At 67.3% G+C, this 19,443-nt stretch carries 5 protein-coding genes and 2 pseudogenes; 1 reads left to right on the forward strand and 6 read right to left on the reverse strand.

What is annotated here, in order from left to right; translation table 11 throughout:
- Positions 1 to 27: 27 nt before the first annotated feature.
- From H0P51_RS16290 to H0P51_RS16305, 4 genes are all read right to left on the reverse strand, one after another.
- The gene (locus tag H0P51_RS16290; RefSeq protein WP_180913833.1) at positions 28 to 2,586 is read right to left on the reverse strand and encodes a PEP-utilizing enzyme; all 2,559 of its coding nucleotides are present in this window, start codon (positions 2,584 to 2,586) and stop codon (positions 28 to 30) included.
- Between the two features lie 10 nt (positions 2,587 to 2,596).
- Complete coding sequence (locus H0P51_RS16295; RefSeq protein WP_180913834.1) at positions 2,597 to 15,064, reverse strand: type I polyketide synthase; 12,468 nt, start codon at positions 15,062 to 15,064, stop codon at positions 2,597 to 2,599.
- A 374-nt stretch (positions 15,065 to 15,438) separates the two neighbouring features.
- Positions 15,439 to 15,651, reverse strand: a complete 213-nt coding sequence (locus H0P51_RS29255; RefSeq protein WP_180913835.1) for a DUF2510 domain-containing protein — start codon at positions 15,649 to 15,651, stop codon at positions 15,439 to 15,441.
- A 56-nt stretch (positions 15,652 to 15,707) separates the two neighbouring features.
- A complete protein-coding gene (locus H0P51_RS16305) occupies positions 15,708 to 16,058 on the reverse strand; it encodes a hypothetical protein (protein ID WP_180913836.1) in 351 nt (116 codons plus the stop codon).
- A gap of 184 nt (positions 16,059 to 16,242) precedes the next feature.
- On the opposite strand from H0P51_RS16305, the gene rbpA reads away from it, so the two are divergent.
- Positions 16,243 to 16,578, forward strand: a complete 336-nt coding sequence (gene rbpA, locus H0P51_RS16310) for an RNA polymerase-binding protein RbpA (protein ID WP_180913837.1) — start codon at positions 16,243 to 16,245, stop codon at positions 16,576 to 16,578.
- Here the strand turns inward: rbpA and H0P51_RS29260 are convergent.
- Positions 16,535 to 17,430: pseudogene (locus H0P51_RS29260) on the reverse strand (polyprenol monophosphomannose synthase); the annotation flags it as partial. The gene rbpA and the pseudogene H0P51_RS29260 overlap by 44 nt on opposite strands.
- Before the next feature lie 127 nt (positions 17,431 to 17,557).
- Positions 17,558 to 19,181 (reverse strand): annotated as a pseudogene (lnt, locus tag H0P51_RS29265) (apolipoprotein N-acyltransferase); the annotation flags it as partial.
- Positions 19,182 to 19,443 lie beyond the last annotated feature (262 nt).

Below are 19,443 nucleotides of genomic sequence, written 5' to 3' on the forward strand. Positions count from 1 at the left end.
GTGAACGTGCAGCACAGAGTAGCCCGGTCAGGGTGCCAGCACCCGTATTTCGCCCGTCGCACCGTCGACTTCGACCAGTGCACCCTGCCGTAACGCGCGGGTAGCGTCCTGCACGTCGACGACACAGGGGAAGCCGAACTCGCGGGCAACCAGCGCCGCGTGCGACATCGGGCCGCCGAGTTCGGTGACCACCGCGGCGGCATAGCAGAATGCGGCGGTGTAGCCGACATCGGTGACCTCGGCGACCAGGACCTCACCCGGTTGCAGGTCATCGATGGTTTCCGGACGCACGATCCGCACCCGGCCGCGAACCCGTCCGCCGCACACTCCGACACCGCGCAGCATGTCCCCGCCGCCCAACGCCTGCGTCGAGGTCCTCGTCGGCTGCCAGGTCCCGTTGAATACCGTGGGTGGAACGATGCGCACCAAACGACGCTGCTCGGCGCGGCGTCTGGTTACCAGCTCAGAGACGTTGGGCGGCAAGGCGTCGAGTTCGTCGACCAACAGATAGAAGACGTCGTCGACGGATTGGAACACACCCGCTTCGGTCTGTCGGCGCCCGTACTCGCGCAACAGGGCCCGCAGCACCCAAATCGCACGCACCATCCGGTCGCGCCGCACTTCCCGATCGCGCAACTGCCGCACCGCGAGCAGCGCAACAGGCTTGGCCCACAACGGAATCGGCGCAAAAGTCGGCTCGGTTTGGGGCGGCGCATCCAGGGCTTTGGTGACCATTCGCACCAGCAGCTCGGGGTCGTCGGAGTAGCTCGTCGAAAGCATCTCGACCTCGGCCGGTCCGCGGTGTCCCATCAAAGCGAGTTCGGCCAGCACCGCAGAATGGAACACCGGAGCCTCGACAGCCAGCTTGTCCAGGCGTTCACCGGGTTCGGCGAGCACCCGCAACACCGTCGGGTCCTGTCGCGCAGCGGCCACCAACCGCTGGACCGCCTCGACCGAGCGCGCACTGACCAGGTCCGGTCCGGCCCGCGTCGAAATGTCCCGCCCGCCCAGGCCCCGCAGCAAGACGTTGAATGCGGCACACAGCATGAACGACCCCGCGCCAGCCAGCACCCAGCCGTGTACCACGTGGTCGCGGGCCAGCAGGATCAGACTGAGCAATCGGTGGTCGTCCAACTCTCTGAAATCTTCACCGGCCAGACGTTCCAACCGGTCGACGTCGGACAGGAAGTCGCGGGTGTCCAGCGACGAGGCCGCGCTGAGCCCCACCAGGTTGACACCGAAGACACCAATGTTTCGGATCGTGCGCAATTGCCTTCGGAACCGGCCGGATTCCGCCAGCGGGCGCTGCGCGCCGAAGACTGGAAGCGAAGCCATACTCGGGCCGAAATATCCGCTGTTGCGCACAATCGCCGACGGCTTGGCGAACGGCACGGTTTCGGCCATGAAGTGCGCTGAGGTGATCGCGCCGTAGAGCCGATGGGCGAAAACCGCGACGGTACGCAAGGCGATTTCCCGCTGTACCACACCGCCGGGCCGCAGCCGCTCCGCGATGGCGACGCCGGCGGCCCGCAGGCCGCGCACCGTCACCGATGCCGACGACGGGGTGAACGGTCCCGGTAGCGCCTCGGACAGGTTGGTGGCCAGGAAAGTCGGAAACCGAGGGTCGACCGGGGTGTCGAATTCTCCGTTGACGCCCGGTGGGCCGGCCAACGCGGGCACCACACCATCCTCGGCTGGGCTGTCGACGGCCGGCAGGTCCTGGATCGGCGCCAGCCGCCACGGCACGGACCACACACGCCTACCCACCGTGACGCGGCCGCGTACCGCGAGCGTGAAGTCTTCGAGGCATTCAGGTGCGGTCCATGCGGGGGCGAACCCCCACTCATCACGCAGCCGCGCGGTGTCAATCAGGGTGGCGCCACGCAGTGCCGATCGGCGCATCAGCGCAACGGATTTCGGCCGGGCCGGCAGGATACGCCTGCCCAACGCCGCGGCCAGCTGTCGGTATGTCACCGTGCCTGATGCCGCTACATTCGTTGCACCACTTGGCGATTCGCTGTCGACGATGGCGCGGGTCAGGACCCGTAGCACATCGTCGGTGTGGACGACCTGGATGTAGCGATCAACGGACTCAACCGGAAGAATCGGCAGTGCCAGCTGCGCGCGCAACCGGTTGTCGACCCCGCGCCCAAGCACCAGCGGCAGCCGGATCGCGAGCCACTGCGCACTGGATTCGGCAAGTATCGTCTCGACGTCAGCGGATAATCGACCCTCATGGGTCGTCGGATGTAGCGGGACGTTCTCGGCCACCAGCCCGTCCGCGGCTCCGTACACCTGCGCCGACGACGTGAAGACGATGCGTGAGCATCGGGTCTCCGTCATTGCCCGAAGGACGTTCGCGGTACCCGCCGGTTCCGGCACGAGATGCGCGACGGCGTCAGCGCCGGAGAGGGCTCGGCCGACCGCTGCCACGTCCCGAATGTCGCCGCTGATGAAATCCGCGGTATTGGGCCAGCTTTCGGGCCGGTGACGGGAAATTCCGGTGACTTCGTGGCCCTGGCCGATCAGCCTGGCTACTAGACCGCGGCCAAGCACGCCGCCAGCCCCGGTGACGGTGATCCTCACTGGCCGAACACTATTCGTCGTCGTCCATAGATAGCGCGTTGACCAGGTCGTCGAGGTCCATGTCAGCGACATCTTTCACAGACTCGGCCGGCGTCTCCTGGGCGCCGTCTCGCTCACCACTTTCGTTAGCCAAGGCCAGCAACAGATCCAGCACACCGGCTTGACGCAGCCGCTTCACCGGAATGGACGCCACAACGCGCCGCAGCTCCTCTTCGCCAGGCACGACCGGTTGCCTCACTTGCTGTTCGGCGCCCATCAACTCTTGGTGGAAGTAGCCGGCCAGCGCCGCAGAGTTCGGATAGTCGAAGATGAGCGTCGGCGACAGCGGCAGTCCGGTAGCGGCTTTGAGCCGGTTACGCATCTCGACCGCGGTCAACGAGTCGAAGCCCAGCTCCTGGAAGGCCCGGTCCGGCGGAATGGACTCGGGTGTCCCGCTGCCAAGCACCGTCGCGATGTGAGAGCGCACCAGGTCCAGCAGGATGGCGTGCTGCTCGTCTTCGGGCAGGCCGTCCAGGCGTTGCAGCAGAGCGGATTTCGACTTCGCGGCGGCCAGCGATTCATCCACCTGACGTCGGGCCGGCGCATTGATCAGATCGACGAACATCGGCGGTAACGTGCCCGCGTCGAACTTGGCACGTAGCGCAACCAGGTCGATATGGGCGGGCAGCAGGAACGGTTCGTCGACAAGCAGTGCTGTGTCGAGCAATTCAAGCGCCTCGTCCGAGGACATGGCCACGATGCCGTCGCGGGCAAACCGAGCCAGATCGGCTTTGCCCAGGCCGCCGGTCATGCTGCTGGTTTGGTCCCAGAGCCCCCAGCCCAGTGAGACAGCCGGCAATCCGAGTGAGTGCCGGTGGGCCGCCAGCGCGTCCAGGAACGAGTTGCCCGCAGCATAGTTCGCCTGCCCGGAGGCGCCCGCCAGACCCGCGATCGACGAAAACAGCACGAACGCGGACAGTTTCATCTCGCGGGTCAACTCGTGCAGGTTCCAGGCCGCATCGACCTTGGCCCGTAGCGCCGCGTCAACTCGCTCCGGGGTCAGCGAAGTCACCACCGCGTCGTCGAGTGTTCCCGCCGCGTGGATTACGGCCGACAACGGATGTGCCACCGGAATATCGGCTATCACCTTGGCCAGAGCGTGCCGGTCGGCCGCGTCGCAGGCGACCACGCGCACATCGGCGCCGGCCTCGGTCAACTCCGCGGCCAATTCAGCGGCGCCTGGGGCCTCGGGTCCGCGGCGACTCAGCAGCAGCAGATGCCGTGCCCGGTGTCGGGTCACCAGATGCCGGGCCAGTGCCGAACCCGCCATCCCGGTGCCTCCGGTGATGAGGATCGTGCCACTGTCCAGGTGCGTGTCCATGGTCATGACGACCTTGCCGACGTGACGGGCCTGGCTGAGGTAGCGCAGCGCCGCCGGCGCCCGCCGCACATCGAAGGTAGTGACCGGCAACGGTTGCAGCACACCGGCGTCGAACATTTCAGCCAGTTCGCTAAGCATGCCCTGGATGTGGTCGGGACCGGCCTCGAAAAGGTCGAAGGCACGGTAGCGCAGACCCGGGTGGCGCCGGGCCAGCGTCTCGGGGTCCCGGATATCGGTCTTGCCCATCTCCAGGAAGATCCCACCCGGTGCGACCAGTCGCAGTGAGGCGTCGACAAATTCGCCGGACAGCGAGTCCAGCACGACATCCATCCCGGACACGCCCTCCCCGTCCGTGGCGATCCGGAACTTGCCCTCGAACTCAACGCTGCGCGAGTCGGCGATGTGGTCGTCGTCGAAGCCCATCGCGCGCAAGGTGTCCCACTTACCCCTGCTCGCGGTGGCGAAGACTTCCGCCCCCCAGTGCCGGGCCAGTTGCACCGCGGCCATGCCCACACCGCCGGCAGCCGCGTGCACCAGCAGACGCTGCCCCGGCTGGATGTCGGCCAGGACCTTCAGCGCGTAGTATGCGGTCGCGAAAACAACCGGAGCGGTTGCGGCGTCGACGTCCGACCAACCCGCCGGGATCTTGATCAGCAGCCGCTCGTCGGTGACGGCGACGGTTCCGGTGCCTTCCGGGAACAGGCCGGCGACACGGTCTCCGATCATGAAACGAGTTGCATCGGTGGATGTTTCGATAACCTTCCCGGACGCCTCGACGCCCATCGCCGCGTTCTCGTCGGGATAGAGTCCCAGCGCGATCATCACGTCGCGGAAGTTTGCGGCCATCGCCCTGGTGGCGATGCGCACTTGTCGCGACCCCAACGGGTCCTGCAGGCCGGGAATCGGTTCAGCACGCAGGTTTTCGAATGTGCCCGCGGCGCTCATATCCAGTCGCCAGGCGCCGTCGGCAGCCGGTGACAACAGGCCACGGACCGCGCGGCTGGCGTGCACCCGCGCGATGTGGGTAGTGCCGTTGCGCAACACGACTTGCGGTTCGCCGACCGCCAGCACCGCAGCTGCCTCTTCTTCGGCAATCGGAACATCGGTGTCCACCAGCACGATCCGGCCGGGGTGCTCGGTCTGCGCCGACCGCACCAAACCCCACACCGCGGCACCGGCCAGATCGGTGACGTCCTCCCCGGACAACGCGATGGCACCGCGCGTGACAACCAGCAGCACACCCGAGTCGTGCGCGGTCAACCAGGACTGCACGGCCGACAATGCCCGGTGCGTCGCGGTGTGCACACCGGCGAGGGTGTCGCCGGGGACCTGCTCGGACTCAAAGACCTGATACGGCGGGGTCGTGGCGGCCTCACCTGTCATAGGCGCCGGCGCCCAGTTCACCTCGAAGAGCCGGTCGCCACCGGAACCTGTTATCGCCGCTTTGAGCTGCTTCTCGGTGACCGGCCGAGCCATCATCGAGGCCACCGACAACACCGGCAGACCCAGCGCGTCGGTCAATTCCACCGACACCGACGACGGACCGGTCGGTGTGATGCGGGCTCGCACTGCAGAAGCGCCCGCGGCGTGCAGGGACACACCTTGCCAGGCGAACGGGACGAGCACGCCATCGCCGCTGTCAAGCACACCCTCCGCTCCGCCGCCGACGATAAGGGCATGCAACGCCGCGTCCAACACCACCGGGTGCACGCCGAATCCGCTCGGCGACAACCCGGGCGTCGGCGGCAACGTCACCTCGGCAAACAGTTCATCGCCACGGCGCCACATGGCGGTCAGGCCCTGGAACGCCGGGCCGTAGCCGTAGCCGCGCTCGGCTAGCCGATCGTAGGTTCCTGCTACCTCCACCGGTTGGGCACCCACAGGCGGCCACGCCGACAGGTCGGCACCGGGCTGGGTGGCAGCGGAACTCACCGCGCCCTCGGCGTGCAGCAGCCAGCCCGAACCCGCGTCCGCACGGGAGAACACCGAGACGGGACGAACACCGGACTCGTCGGCGGCGTCGACGACGACTTGCACTGCCACCGAACCCGTTTCAGGCACGACAAGCGGCGCCGCCAGGGTGAGTTCATCGACCACCGAGCAGCCCACCTCGTCGCCGGCACGGATCGCCAACTCGACGAATCCGGCACCCGGGAAGATCACGACGCCGCCTACCGCATGGTCGCGCAACCAGCTCTGCGCCACCGCCGAGAGCCGGCCCGTGAGCACCACCCCGCCCGAGGACGGCAGCTCGACCACAGCACCCAGCAGCGCGTGCTCACCGGCCGTCAAACCCAGGCCGGCGGCATCGACGGTGCGGGCGCCGTTGGCGAGCCAGAACCTGCGTCGCTGGAAGGCATAGGTCGGCAGGTCGACGATGTTGCCCTGTCCCAGCATCGCCCGCCAGTCCAGTTGCGCACCGGCGGCGAACGCCTGGGCCACCGCTTCGGTCAGAGTGGCGGGTTCGGGCCGGTCTTTGCGCAGCGCGCAGGTCGCCGAAAGCACCGGAACATCGGGCAGCGATTCCTCGATCACGGCGGTCAGACCGCCGCTGGGGCCCAGCTCGACGAATCTCACTGCCCCGGCCGAGTGGGCGAATCGGATACTGTCGGCGAAGCGCACCGCTTCCCGCACGTGTTCCTTCCAGTACGCCGCCGACCCAAAATCGTCTCCGGCGAGTTGGCCGGTCAGATTCGAAATGATGGGGATGGTGGGGTGCCCGACGGGCAATGCCGCGGCAACCGCACCGAACTCGTCCACCATCGGATCCATCAGTGAGGAATGGAAGGCGTGCGACACGGGGAGCCGGTGCACACGTCGACCCTCGGCACGCAACTGATCAGCCACCGCGAGTACGCAACTGTCGACACCTGAAATCACCACCGAGGCAGGCCCATTGACGGCGGCGATGCTGACCTCATCGGTCAGCAGCGGCCGGACCTCTGCCTCGGCAGCCTGCACGGCGACCATTGCGCCGCCGGAATCGAGGCGCTGCATGAAGCGGCCCCGCGCGGCCACCAAGACCGCCGCGTTCTCCAACGACAGCACACCTGCGACATGCGCCGCGGACAATTCGCCGACGGAATGACCCATCACGAAATCAGGCTGCAGACCCCAGGATTCCAGCAACCGGAACAGCGCGACTTCTACGGCGAACAACGCCGGCTGCGCGAATTCGGTGGTGTCCAAGAGGTTTTGCTCGGGACCCCACATCACCTCGCGGAGCGGGCGCAGCAGATGGCGGTCCAACTCGGCTACCGCGCTGTTGAACGCCTCGGCGAACACCGGATAGGCGGCATGCAATCCCATTCCCATGCCGAGCAATTGGGCACCTTGGCCGGGGAAGACGAAAACGGTCTTGGCGCCAGGCTGGACGGTACCGCGGATCACAGTGCTAGCCGGGTCCTCACCAGCCAGCCTCTCGAGCCCGGCCAGCAGCGTGTCCCGGTCGGCGCCGAGCACAACCGCCCGATGCTCGAATGCCGACCGGCACGCCAACGACCAGGCGACGTCTGCGGGATCCAAATCCTCACGCGTGCGGACATATTCGGCCAAACGTCTCGCCTGCGAACCCAACGCAGACGCCGACTTGGCCGAGATCACCCAAGGCAACTGCGCGGGCTTGGTCGCGGTGGGCTCGGTCTGCGGGATCGCAGGCGCCGATTCGATGATCACATGGGCGTTGGTCCCGCTGATCCCGAACGACGACACCCCGGCGCGGCGGGGCTGTCCCTGCGCCGGCCAGGACTGCGGGTCAGTCAGCAGCGCCACCGACCCGCCCGACCAGTCCACGTGCGGGCTGGGCGCGTCCACATGCAGTGTGCGCGGAAGCATTTCGTGGCGCATTGCCTCCACGATCTTGATCACCCCGGCGACACCTGCCGCGGCCTGGGTGTGACCCATGTTCGACTTGATCGACCCCAGCCATAGCGGTTGGGTGCGACCCTGACCGTAGGTGGCCAGCAACGCCTGGGCCTCGATCGGGTCGCCGAGCGTGGTGCCGGTGCCATGACCCTCGACCGCGTCCACCTCGGCTGCCGATAATCCGGCGTTGGCCAGCGCCGCTCGCACCACCCGCTGCTGGGACGGTCCATTGGGCGCGGTCAGACCGTTGGACGCACCGTCCTGGTTGATGGCCGACCCCCGCACCACAGCCAATACTGGGTGACCCAGCCGCTGCGCGTCGGAAAGTCGCTCCACCACCAGCATTCCGCCGCCCTCGGAGAACCCGGTGCCGTCGGCCGCGCCGGCGAAAGCCTTGCACCGCCCGTCGGCCGACAAGCCGCGCATGCGGCTGAACTCGACGAAGATGTCCGGTGTGGCGTTGACGGTGACACCGCCAGCCAGCGCCAGGTCGCACTCCCCCGACCGCAGTGACTGCACCGCCATATGCAACGCCACCAACGACGACGAACACGCCGTGTCGACCGACACCGCAGGACCTTCCAAGCCCAGCACGTAAGCCACCCGACCCGACGTCACACTGCACGACTGCCCCGTCAGCCGGAACCCTTCCACCGCATCCCCTGCGGAGAATCCGTACCCCTGCGTCATCACCCCGGCGAAAACTCCGGTCGCGCTGCCACGCAGCGCTGCGGGCGCAATCCCCGCGCGTTCGAGGGCTTCCCAGGACAACTCCAGGAACATGCGCTGCTGGGGGTCCATCGCCAGCGCCTCGCTAGGGGTGATCCCGAAGAATGCGGGATCGAAGTCTGCCACGCCGTCCACGAAACCACCGGTGCGGGTATAGCAGGTGCCGACGACGTCGGGGTCTTCGTTGTACAGCCCAGCCAGGTCCCAGCCGCGGTCGGCAGGAAACTCCGAGAGCACATCGCGGCCCTGGAGCAGCATGTCCCACAGACCTTCTGGAGAATCAACACCGCCCGGATAGCGGCATGCCATGCCTACGATCGCGATCTGGTCGTCGCCGGTGACGCGCACCGAGGGTACGGACTCTATCTCCTGCGGCACACCGGCGAGTTCGGTCCGCATATAAGCGGCCAGGCCGTTGGGCGTGGGGTAGTCGAAGATCAACGTCGGTGAAAGCGACAGACCGGTAGCAGTTTTGAGCCGGTTTCGCATCTCGACGGCGGTCAGAGAGTCGAAGCCCAACTCTTGGAATGCTTTATCGGGGTCGATGGCCTCCGGCGCGACGTTGCCCAACACGGTAGCGATGTGCGATCGCAACAGGTCAAGCAGTATCGCGTGCTGCTCGGGTTCGGGCAGGCCGTGCAGTCGGTGCGCGAGAGCCGATTTCGATTTGGCGGCGGCAAGCGTGTCGTCTACCTGCCGCCGCATCGGGGCGTTCACCAATTCGCGGAACATCGGCGGTACCGATCCCGCGTGGGCACGTAACGCGGACAGGTCGATACGCGCGGGCGCCAGGAACGGCTCGTTAACGATCAGCGCCGTGTCGAAGAGTTCGAGCGCCTCTTGTGAAGACAGGGCCAGCACGCCTTCGCGTCCCAGTCGCGCCCGGTCCGCGTCGTCGAGTCCACCGGTCATGGCGCTGGCTTGATCCCATAAACCCCAGCCCAGCGACATCGCCGGCAATCCACGCGCCCGCCGATGTGCGGCTAGCGCATCGAGGAAGCAGTTGGCTGCCGAGTAATTCGCCTGTCCAGACGAGCCGACTAACCCGGCCATCGACGAAAACATCAGGAATGCAGACACATCCAGGTCGCGGGTCAGCTCGTGCAGGTTCCAGGCCGCGTCGACCTTGGCGCGCAGCACCGGATCCACCCGATCCGGGGTCAACGAGGTCACCACCGCGTCGTCGAGGACACCGGCCGCGTGGACGACCGCTGACAGCGGCCACTGCAGCGGAATATCGGCGATCACCTTCGCCAGCGCGGGACGGTCCGACGCATCGCAAGCCACCAGCTGCACCTGGGCGCCCGCGGCCTCCAGTTCGGCTCGCAGTTCAGCCGCTCCGGGCGCATCCGGACCCCGCCGGCTGAGCAGCAGCAGATGCCGCGCGCCGTGTTCGGCCACCACGTGTCGGGCCAGCGCCGAACCTGCCATCCCAGTCCCGCCAGAGATCAGCACGGTGCCCTGCGCCCAGGCGTCCGGCAGCATCAGAACGACCTTGCCGATGTGGCGTGCCTGACTGAGGTAACGCAGCGCCGCCGGTGCCCGGCGCACGTCGAACGTCGTCACCGGCAGCGGCCGCAGCACGCCGGCGTCGAAAAGTTCGGCCAGGCCGAGCATGTACTGGTGCATGCGCGGGCGGCCGGGCTCGAATAGGTCGAAGGCGCGGTAGCGCACACCCGGGTATTTTTGGGCGATGGCGCCGGGGTCGCGGATATCGGTCTTGCCCATCTCCAGGAATATCCCGCCGGGTTTGACCAATCGCAGTGAAGCGTCTACGAATTCGCCGGCCAGCGAGTCCAGCACGATGTCCATCCCGGCCGTGCCGGTGCGGCTGGTGACGTCGTGGAACTTGTCCTCGAACTCCAGGCTGCGCGAGTCCGAGATGTGGTCTTCGTCAAACCCCATGGCACGCAGGGTGTTCCACTTGCCCTTGCTGGCCGTCGCGAACACCTCCAGGCCAAGGTGCCGGGCGAGCTGGGTGGCGGCCATGCCGACGCCACCCGCGGCGGCGTGGATAAGGACCCGCTGGCCGGGCTTGGCGTCGGCCAACTGCACGAATGCAAACCACGCGGTGGTGAAGACCGCCGATATGGCGGCGGCTTCCGCGTAGGTCCAGTCCGACGGCATCGGCTGCAGCAGCCGGACATCGCCGGGGACCAGGGTGCCACTGCCGTCAGGGAAGAAGCCGTACACCGAGTCACCGACCGCGAATTCGGTTACGCCGGGGCCGACTTCGACGACAACTCCGGCGCCCTCGCCGCCGATCAATGCTTCGTGGGTGAACATGCCCAGCGAGATCATGACGTCGCGGAAGTTGGCCGCGATGGCGCGCAGCGCGACCCGCACATAGCCGGGCTGTAAGGGCGCTTCGGCATTGGGCACCGGCTCGAGCCGCAGATTCTCGAAAGTGCCCGCGCTGCTGAGGCCCAGCCGCCACGGACCCCCGGCCGGTGGCTCCAGGATGCCGTCTACGCCGCGGTTGCCGCGCACTCGGGGAATGTAGGCCTGCCCGCCACGCAGCACTACCTGCGATTCACCGGTCGCCAACGCCGCCGTCACGGCTGTATCGTCAAGCGGGGCATCGGAATCGACTAGCACTAGTCGCCCGGGGTTCTCGGTCTGCGCCGAGCGAACCAGGCCCCACACGGCAGCGCCGGCGAGATCGGTGACATCTTCTTGCGGCAGGGCCACCGCACCCCGGGTGGCCACCACCAGTAGGCCGGTGTCGTGCTCGGTCAGCCAGGATTGGACAGCGGCTAGCGCGCGATGGGTGCGCTCATACGCCGCCGTGACCGGGTCTTCTTCGGTGGCAACAGATTCGACGATCTGATAGACAGGCCCGGCGGCGCCGATGGTGGATGTGGCCGGAACCCAGGCGAGCTCGAACAGCCGGTCCGGGCCGGCGCCGGAGATCGCCGCCCGCAGTCGCTGCTCAGTGACCGGGCGAGCCGCCATAGCGGCGACCGAGAGCACCGGCAGCCCTAATCCGTCGGCCAATTCGACTGAGAACGAGGACGGCCCGACCGGCGCGATCCGCGCCCGAACCGCTGATGCGCCCGCAGCGTGCAACGACACACCCTGCCAGGAGAACGGCAGCACCACCTCGGCGCCCGGCCCGGCCGGCGGCTTGGCCAGCACCGCGGCGTGCAGTGCGGCATCCAGCAAGGCCGGGTGCACCCCGAATCCCGCCGCACCACCGGCCGACTCGGGCAACCGCACTTCGGCGAACAGTTCCGTACCCCGCGCCCAGAGCGCGGTCAGTCCACGGAAGGCCGGGCCATAGCCGTAGCCGCTGGCCGCCAGTCGCTCGTAGCCGTCGGCCAGGTTGATCGCGACGGCACCGGCCGGCGGCCACTCGGCCAAGTCCGCACGGGGCTCGACGGAGCCTGCGCTCAACGTCCCTTCGGCGTGACAAACCCAGGTGCCGTCTACATCGCCGTGTGAGTAGATCGAGACGCTGCGTTGCTCGCTCTCCTCGGCCCTCGCACCGACAACCACCTGCACCGCAACGGAATTGCCGGCGGGAAGCACCAGCGGCGAGCGCAGCGTCAGTTCCTCGACCACCGAACAACCGACCTCGTCGCCAGCCCGGATCGCCAACTCGACAAATCCGGTGCCTGGAAACACCGTTAATCCGGATACCGCGTGATCGACCAGCCAGCCCTGCGCGGTGGGCGACAGCCTGCCGGTCAAGACGACGCCGCCGGATGCGGGCAGTTCCACCACCGCCCGCAGCAGCGGATGCTCGCTGCTGGCCAGTCCCAGACCGGAGACGTCGGCACCCATGCCCTCACCAGACAGCCAGAACCGCCGCTTGTCGAAGGCATAGGTCGGCAACTCGACGAAACCCGCTCCGCTCAGCATGCCGCGCCAATCCACTGCGACGCCGGCGACGAAGGCGGCTGCGGCCGACGACAGGAACCGGTCCAGTCCCCCGTCGTCGCGGCCCAGGGTGGGTACCACGATCGGTTCGGCGTCACCTTCGAGCGCGTCGGTGACGGTGCCTTCGACGGCGGCGATAAGCGCCGGGTGCGGACTGGATTCGATGAAGACCCGGTATCCGGCCGCGCAGGCGCTGCGTACCGCCTGGTCTAGTAGCACCGTCTGACGGATGTTGCGGTACCAGTAGGCGGCATCCAGTTTCGCGGTGTCCATCCGGTTTCCGGTCACCGTCGAGAAGAACGCGGTACGCGAGGACGCAGGCTCGATACCGGTCAAGCACGCGGTGAGCTCCTCGCGGATCGCCTCGACCTCCGCCGAGTGCGAGGCGTAGTCGACGTCGATGCGGCGCACCCGAAGCTCACGTTCGGTGCACAGCGCGATCAGCTGCTCCAATGCGGTGACCTCACCGGACACCACCACTGCCGACGGGCCGTTCACCGCTGCGACGTCGATGCGATCAGCGAAGGGCGCCAACAATTCTCGTGCCTTCTCAACCCCACAGCCGATGGACACCATGCCGCCCGGACCGGCGAGTCCGGTCAACAGCTTGCTGCGCAGCGTGACCACCCTGGCAGCGTCGCGCAGCGACAATGCGCCGGCGACGTACGCGGCGGCGATCTCGCCCTGTGAATGGCCGATGACCGCATCCGGTCGCACACCGACCGAATTCCACAGCTCGGCCAGCGACACCATCACCGCGAACAGCACCGGCTGCACAACATCGACCCGATCCAGTCCGGGCGTGCCGGGTGCACCCCGCAGCACGTCGGTCAGCGACCAGTCGACAAATTCACTGAAAGCCTCGGCGCAAGCCTGGATCTGTTGGGCGAAAACTGGCGCGGTGTCCAGTAATTCGACGCCCATGTCTACCCATTGGGACCCCTGGCCAGGGAAGATGAAGACGTTCTTGCCCGCGGGCTGGGCGACACCGCTGATGACGGCGGCGCCCGGATCGTCGGCCGCCAGCTCCTGCAGGCCGGCCAGCAAGGCGTCCCGGTCACCGCCCACCACAACGGCACGGTGGTCGAAGACCGACCGTCCGGCCAGCGACCAGCCGACGTCGGCGACATCCAGATCATCACGGGCGCCGATGTACTCGGCCAGCCGTGCCGCCTGAGCCCGCAGCGCTGTCGCCGACTTCGCCGAGAGCGCCCAGGGCACCACCGGCGCGGTGGCGCGGACTTCCCGTGGCGCCGGCACCGGCGCCGATTCGACAATGACGTGCGCGTTGGTGCCGCTGATTCCGAACGACGACACCGCTGCTCGGCGCGGCACGGTTGGCTCGGTATGCCACGGCCGGGATTCGGTGAGCAACGAGACCGCACCCGCCGACCAGTCCACGTGGGGGCTGGGCTGATCCACGTGCAGGGTGGGTGGCAGCACCTCGTGGCGCAACGCCTGCACCATCTTGATCACTCCGGCGACACCTGCGGCGGCCTGCGTGTGGCCCATGTTCGACTTGATCGACCCCAGCCACAGCGGCTGCTTGCCCGCCTCGGACCTGCCCTGCCCGTAGGTGGCCAGCAGTGCCTGCGCTTCGATGGGGTCACCCAGCGTGGTGCCGGTGCCGTGCCCCTCGACGACGTCCACGTCGGTGGTCGATAACCCCGCGTTGGCCAGTGCCGCGTGCACTACCCGCTGCTGCGAGGGACCGTTCGGCGCGGTTAGCCCGTTGGAGGCGCCGTCCTGATTGACCGCCGTACCGCGGACCACGGCCAGCACCGGGTGGCCCAGGCGCTGCGCATCCGACAACCGCTCCACTACCAGCACAGCGCCGCCTTCGGACCACCCGACGCCGTCTGCGGCTCCGGCATACGCCTTGCAGCGGCCGTCCGGAGCCAGACCCCGGTGCCGGCTGAACTCGACGAAGACCGTCGGTGTGGCGTTGACCGTCGCACCTCCGGCCAGGGCCAGGTCGCATTCCCCCGATCGCAGCGACTGCACCGCCATGTGCAACGCAACGAGCGACGACGAGCATGCCGTGTCCACCGACACCGCGGGTCCTTCCAGACCCAGCACGTAAGCCACCCGGCCCGAGGCGACACTGGAGGTCATACCGGTTAATCGGTAGCCCTCGATCTCCTCGGCAAACATTCCGTAGCCCTGAGCGATGATGCCGGCATACACTCCGGTGGCGCTGCCACGCAACTCGCCCGGGTCGATTCCGGCGCGCTCCAGGGCCTCCCAGGACAATTCCAGCAGCATCCGGTGCTGGGGGTCCATCGCGAGGGCTTCGCTGGGTGCGATGCCGAAGAACGCGGCGTCGAAATCGGCGACGCCGTCCACGAAGCCACCGGTATTGGCGTAGGTCTTGCGCGACGCGTCAGGGTCGGGGTCGAAGAGGGCTCCGAGCTCCCAGCCGCGGTCGGTGGGGAACTCGGAGATGACGTCGCGGCCGTCGGCGACCATCTGCCACAGCGCGTCCGGGGAGTCGACACCGCCGGGGAATCGGCAGGACATTCCGACGATCGCGATCGGCTCGCTTGACCGCTCAAGCAACGCGCGGTTGGTGCGCTTCAGGCGCTCGACCTGCACCACCGCTTTGCGCAACGCTTCGGTTGCGTGCTGGAGTTGATCAACCATTACCTGACCCCCGCCTAATTTGATATTTGGTCGTCTCCGACCCGCCGGCTGCGGCTCTCGTCGAGACATCACGATTGCTCGGAGCGGCGGCTTCGGGCTGCAGTTCCCCGACCGCGACGACCAAGAATGTCGCTGGTGAGTATCGCCAACTCTGGCGAGATTTCAAAAACGTCAGTTGCTCCCGGCTACCGGAGGAACGGCTGGACAACCGTTGCAATCCAGTCGACGAACGGTCCTACACTCCCTTGTACACCGGCCGCTCATCCATGGCGCGAACTGTACCGCTCACGGCCTCCGGAATCTGAGGGTCAACCGCGGAGATCGGCGCTCGGTGCGGCGATTCATGTCCAGGACATGGCGCGACGGGTAGCCGATCATTCCGGAGGGCGAACTGGTTGGCTCCACACCCGCCCATCGAAGTAGCGCATTGAACCTGGGTTGTTCGGGTCCGGGTACCACCCCGCCGCCGGATGTATCGGTGGCTTCGGCTTGGTTAAGCGCACAACAAGCACGACAACCCCGCCGATGACAGCGGCGGCCGCGATAAGCAGGACTAGCACGACCAGAACGAGACCAATGCTGGTCATCTCAACCTCCGAAGTTCACGCGATTTCTTCGTATCAACCCCGCCGCCGCTGGCAGTTCAGACGCCGACGCGCCGCCACCCGTCTGCGGCCCTGGCCGCGCGCAGCAGTTCGTCGCACAATTCCCGCAACTCGGCGGCCGCCGCGCCCTCCTCAAGTGCCGTAGCCACGTCTTCGGCGGCGCACCGCACCTGATAGACCCGGTCGGACAAGTCTGCGGCCTCATCAGATGAGAGCACCACCGCGTCGACGGGCACCGCGCCGGAATCACCCCGGGCGATCATGGCCCGCTGCTCGTAGGCACGCTGGCGGCACGATTGGCGGCAGTACTGCCGTCGGCGTCCCATTCCAACGTCAGCCACATCACGACCACACCAGCGGCAGGGCTGGGGCCGAACGCGACGACTCACGCCTGCCGACTTTAGTCCGATCGTCGCCGCGATCCCGGTATCATCGAATGTCGCGTCGCGCTACGTACCGCGACCGAATGCCAGGAACCACCAGGGAACCATGCAAGCGGTCTTAACGTTTGCTTAGAGAGAATTACCGCACGGGAGCGCTGAAAGCTCACCGGACCCAAAGGAGCAGCACCCAATGGCTGATCGTGTCCTGCGAGGCAGTCGCCTCGGAGCCGTGAGCTATGAGACCGACCGCAATCACGACCTCGCACCGCGCCAAATCGCGCGATACCGCACCGAGAACGGCGAAGAGTTCGAAGTTCCGTTCGCCGACGACGCCGAAATCCCCGGCAGCTGGCTGTGCCGCAACGGCATGGAAGGCACTCTGATCGAGGGTGACCTACCGGAACCGAAGAAGGTCAAGCCGCCGCGCACCCACTGGGACATGCTGCTGGAGCGCCGCTCCGTTGAAGAACTCGAAGAGCTGCTCAAGGAGCGCCTCGAGCTGATCCGGTCGCGTCGCCGCGGCTAGCGGCCGGCCCTGAGGCGCCCTTGGTCAGGTGCGAGCGCGGGTGCCGCTCTTGCGGTCCTCGCGACGGCCCTGCCAGCCCCAGCGGGTCACCTTGAACAGCGCCTCGCGGATGTTGGATCCACTCATTTTCGAGACGCCGATCTCGCGCTCGGTGAAGGTGATGGGAACCTCGACCACGTCGAAACCGGCGTTGACGCTGCGCCAAGTCATCTCGATCTGGAAGCAGTAGCCCTTGGAGTCGACCGTGTCCAGGTCGATCGTTTCGAGCACTTCCCGGCGGTACGCGCGGTAGCCGGCCGTGATGTCGTTCACACCGACGCCCAACGCCAGCCTCGAATAGGTGTTGGCCGTCTTGGACAGCGCCAGACGCCGCCAGGGCCAGTTCCGCACGGCACCGCCGTGGACGTAGCGCGAGCCGATCGCGAGGTCAGCTCCCGCGTCCACAGCCTCCAACAGGCGGTACAGCTGCTCGGGAGCATGACTGCCGTCAGCGTCCATTTCGACTAGCACTGAGAAGCCCCGGCTCAGACCCCAGCCGAAACCTTCCAGATAAGCCGCACCCAGCCCGTTCTTGGCGGTCCGGTGCAGCACATGGGTGCGACCGGAATCCGCGGTGGCCAACTCGTCGGCAAGTTTGCCGGTCCCGTCGGGGCTGTTGTCGTCGACGATGAGGACGTCGACGTCCGGGCAGGCAGCCTTGACCCGGCCGTGAATCAACGGCAGATTCTCCCGCTCGTTGTAGGTGGGGATGATCACCAGAACGCGCTGGCTGGGACTTTGCCCAGGACCGTCGCCCGAAGCCTGGGGCGCAGGTTGGCCGGTGGTGGTCATGTAGCTCCTTCATCTCGCCCGATAGAGTGCCCCGATTGGGGTCAGCCGCCGCTGTCGTCGTTGGCGCACGGGGCGTCGTTCGCAGTCTCAACGTTTGCGGTAGCCGTTTGGTTCTCAGCTTCCGGGTCGACCGATTCAGCTGTCGGCGTACCGCCATCGTCATGTTCATCCGCGGGCCCGGGCCATCGACGCCGAAACGGACGACTGGGACGCGGGAACCACCCATTCTGCCGCATGGCGGCCAAAATCAGCACTCCGGCCGCCCCGACCAGGGTCCATTGCACGATTGGAGCCCAGCGAGTTGCTGGGGTCAGCGTGGTCTTGAGCCGCACCGGCATGTCCAGGTAGGCCGGCACGAAGAAGTCGGTTCGCATCAATTCGCCGCCATCGGGAGCGATCACCGCGCTAATCCCGGTGGTGCCGGCGACCAACACGTAACGGTCGTGCTCAACGGCGCGGATCTTGGCGAATGCCAGTTGTTGCTCACTCATCGTCTTGGTGAAGGTGGCATTGTTACTCGGCACGGTCAGCACCTGCGCGCCGTTGCGGACGGCTGTGCGCGACGCGCGGTCGAAAACTACCTCCCAACAAGTTGCCACCCCGACCGGGACACCGGCCAGCCGCACCACACCGGTGTTGGGGACGGGGACGAAATGGCCGGCGCGATCGGCGTACCCGGATAGGTGCCGAAACAGCCAGGGCATCGGCAGATACTCGCCGAACGGCTGCACGATCGCCTTGTCGTGGCGGTCGGCCGGCCCGGTGCCCGGATTCCAGACGATCATCGTGTTCGTGTACTCAGAGTTCTCCGGCATCCGGCCCGGGCGGTCGACGACCGTGCCGATCAGGATGGGCGCTCCGATCGCGGTAGCCGCCCGGGAGATGGCCTGCGCGGCGTCCGGGTTGGCCAGTGGGTCGATGTCGGAGGAGTCCTCCGGCCAGATCACAAACTGCGGCTGCGGTGCCGCACCGGACCGCACGTCCTCGGCCAGTCGCAGCGTCTCGGCGACGTGGTTGTCTAGCACCGCGCGGCGCTGAGCATTGAACTCGAGGCCCAGCCGCGGCACGTTGCCCTGCACGACGGCGACGGTGACCGTGGGCTCGCCGCCGGACCCGACGCCCGCTTGCCGCACCTGCGGCCACACCGCAACGGCTATCAGCAACACCAGACAGATGCTCATGCCGGGCAACAAGACCGCTGGCGGCTCGGGCTTGTCGGCCGTCGTATCGGCGCGGATCCACCGTCCGATCTCCAAAGCGATCGCCGTGACGCTGGTGCCCAGCAGCACGACCGACGTCGAGAGCAGCGCGACGCCGCCCAGCTGGACCAACGGCAACAGCGGACCTCCGGCCTGGCCGAACGCCACCGAGCCCCAGGGGAACCCACCGAACGGGAAGACCGCTTTCAGCCACTCCTGCGCACCCCACACCACGGCGAACCAGATCGGCCAGCCCGGGAGCCGTCGAACCACGACGGCGCAGGCGCCGAAAAGACCGGGGTAAAGCGCGCACACCAGCGCCAACACCAGCCAGGGCACCGCGCCTACCAGCGTGCTGATCCAAGGCAGCAACGGCACATAGAATGCCAACCCGAACAGCAACCCATAGCCAAAGCCGCCGCCCGGTGTAGTGGCGGGGCGGGTGAGCACCCAGGCCAGCAGCGCGATAGCGACGACGGCGGCCCACCACCAGTTCAGCGGCGGGAAGCTCGCGTACATCAGGCCGCCCGCCACCAGCACAACAGCCAGGCGGGCCAGGCGTGGCTTCACCACGCCCGCGACACGGCGACCGACCCCGGCGAGGCGAGCGGCTCGCCCGGGACCTTCCGTTTCCGGCGCTTGTGCGGCCGGGGCAACAGCCTCGACGGTCGGGTCCGGCGGATCATCGACCGACAAACTCTCCAGGTCTCCTTTCGGCAAATCCTCAGAGGTTTGCTCTGCTGCGGCGTCCGGGTCCGCCTCGGTCACGGCGGGCGACGGGTCCGAGGACTTTTGGACCTCAGAATCGGACGAGCCGGATTGGGCTGGTCGCCTG

The organism is Mycobacterium vicinigordonae (genome assembly GCF_013466425.1).
GTDB classification, from domain to species: Bacteria; Actinomycetota; Actinomycetes; order Mycobacteriales; family Mycobacteriaceae; genus Mycobacterium; species Mycobacterium vicinigordonae.

Coding starts and splice junctions, on each gene's coding strand:
- H0P51_RS16295 (WP_180913834.1), bottom strand. CDS start 15,064: ATGGTTGATCAACTCCAGCACGCAACCGAAGCGTTGCGCAAAGCGGTG.
- H0P51_RS29255 (WP_180913835.1), bottom strand. CDS start 15,651: ATGACCAGCATTGGTCTCGTTCTGGTCGTGCTAGTCCTGCTTATCGCG.
- rbpA (WP_180913837.1), top strand. CDS start 16,243: ATGGCTGATCGTGTCCTGCGAGGCAGTCGCCTCGGAGCCGTGAGCTAT.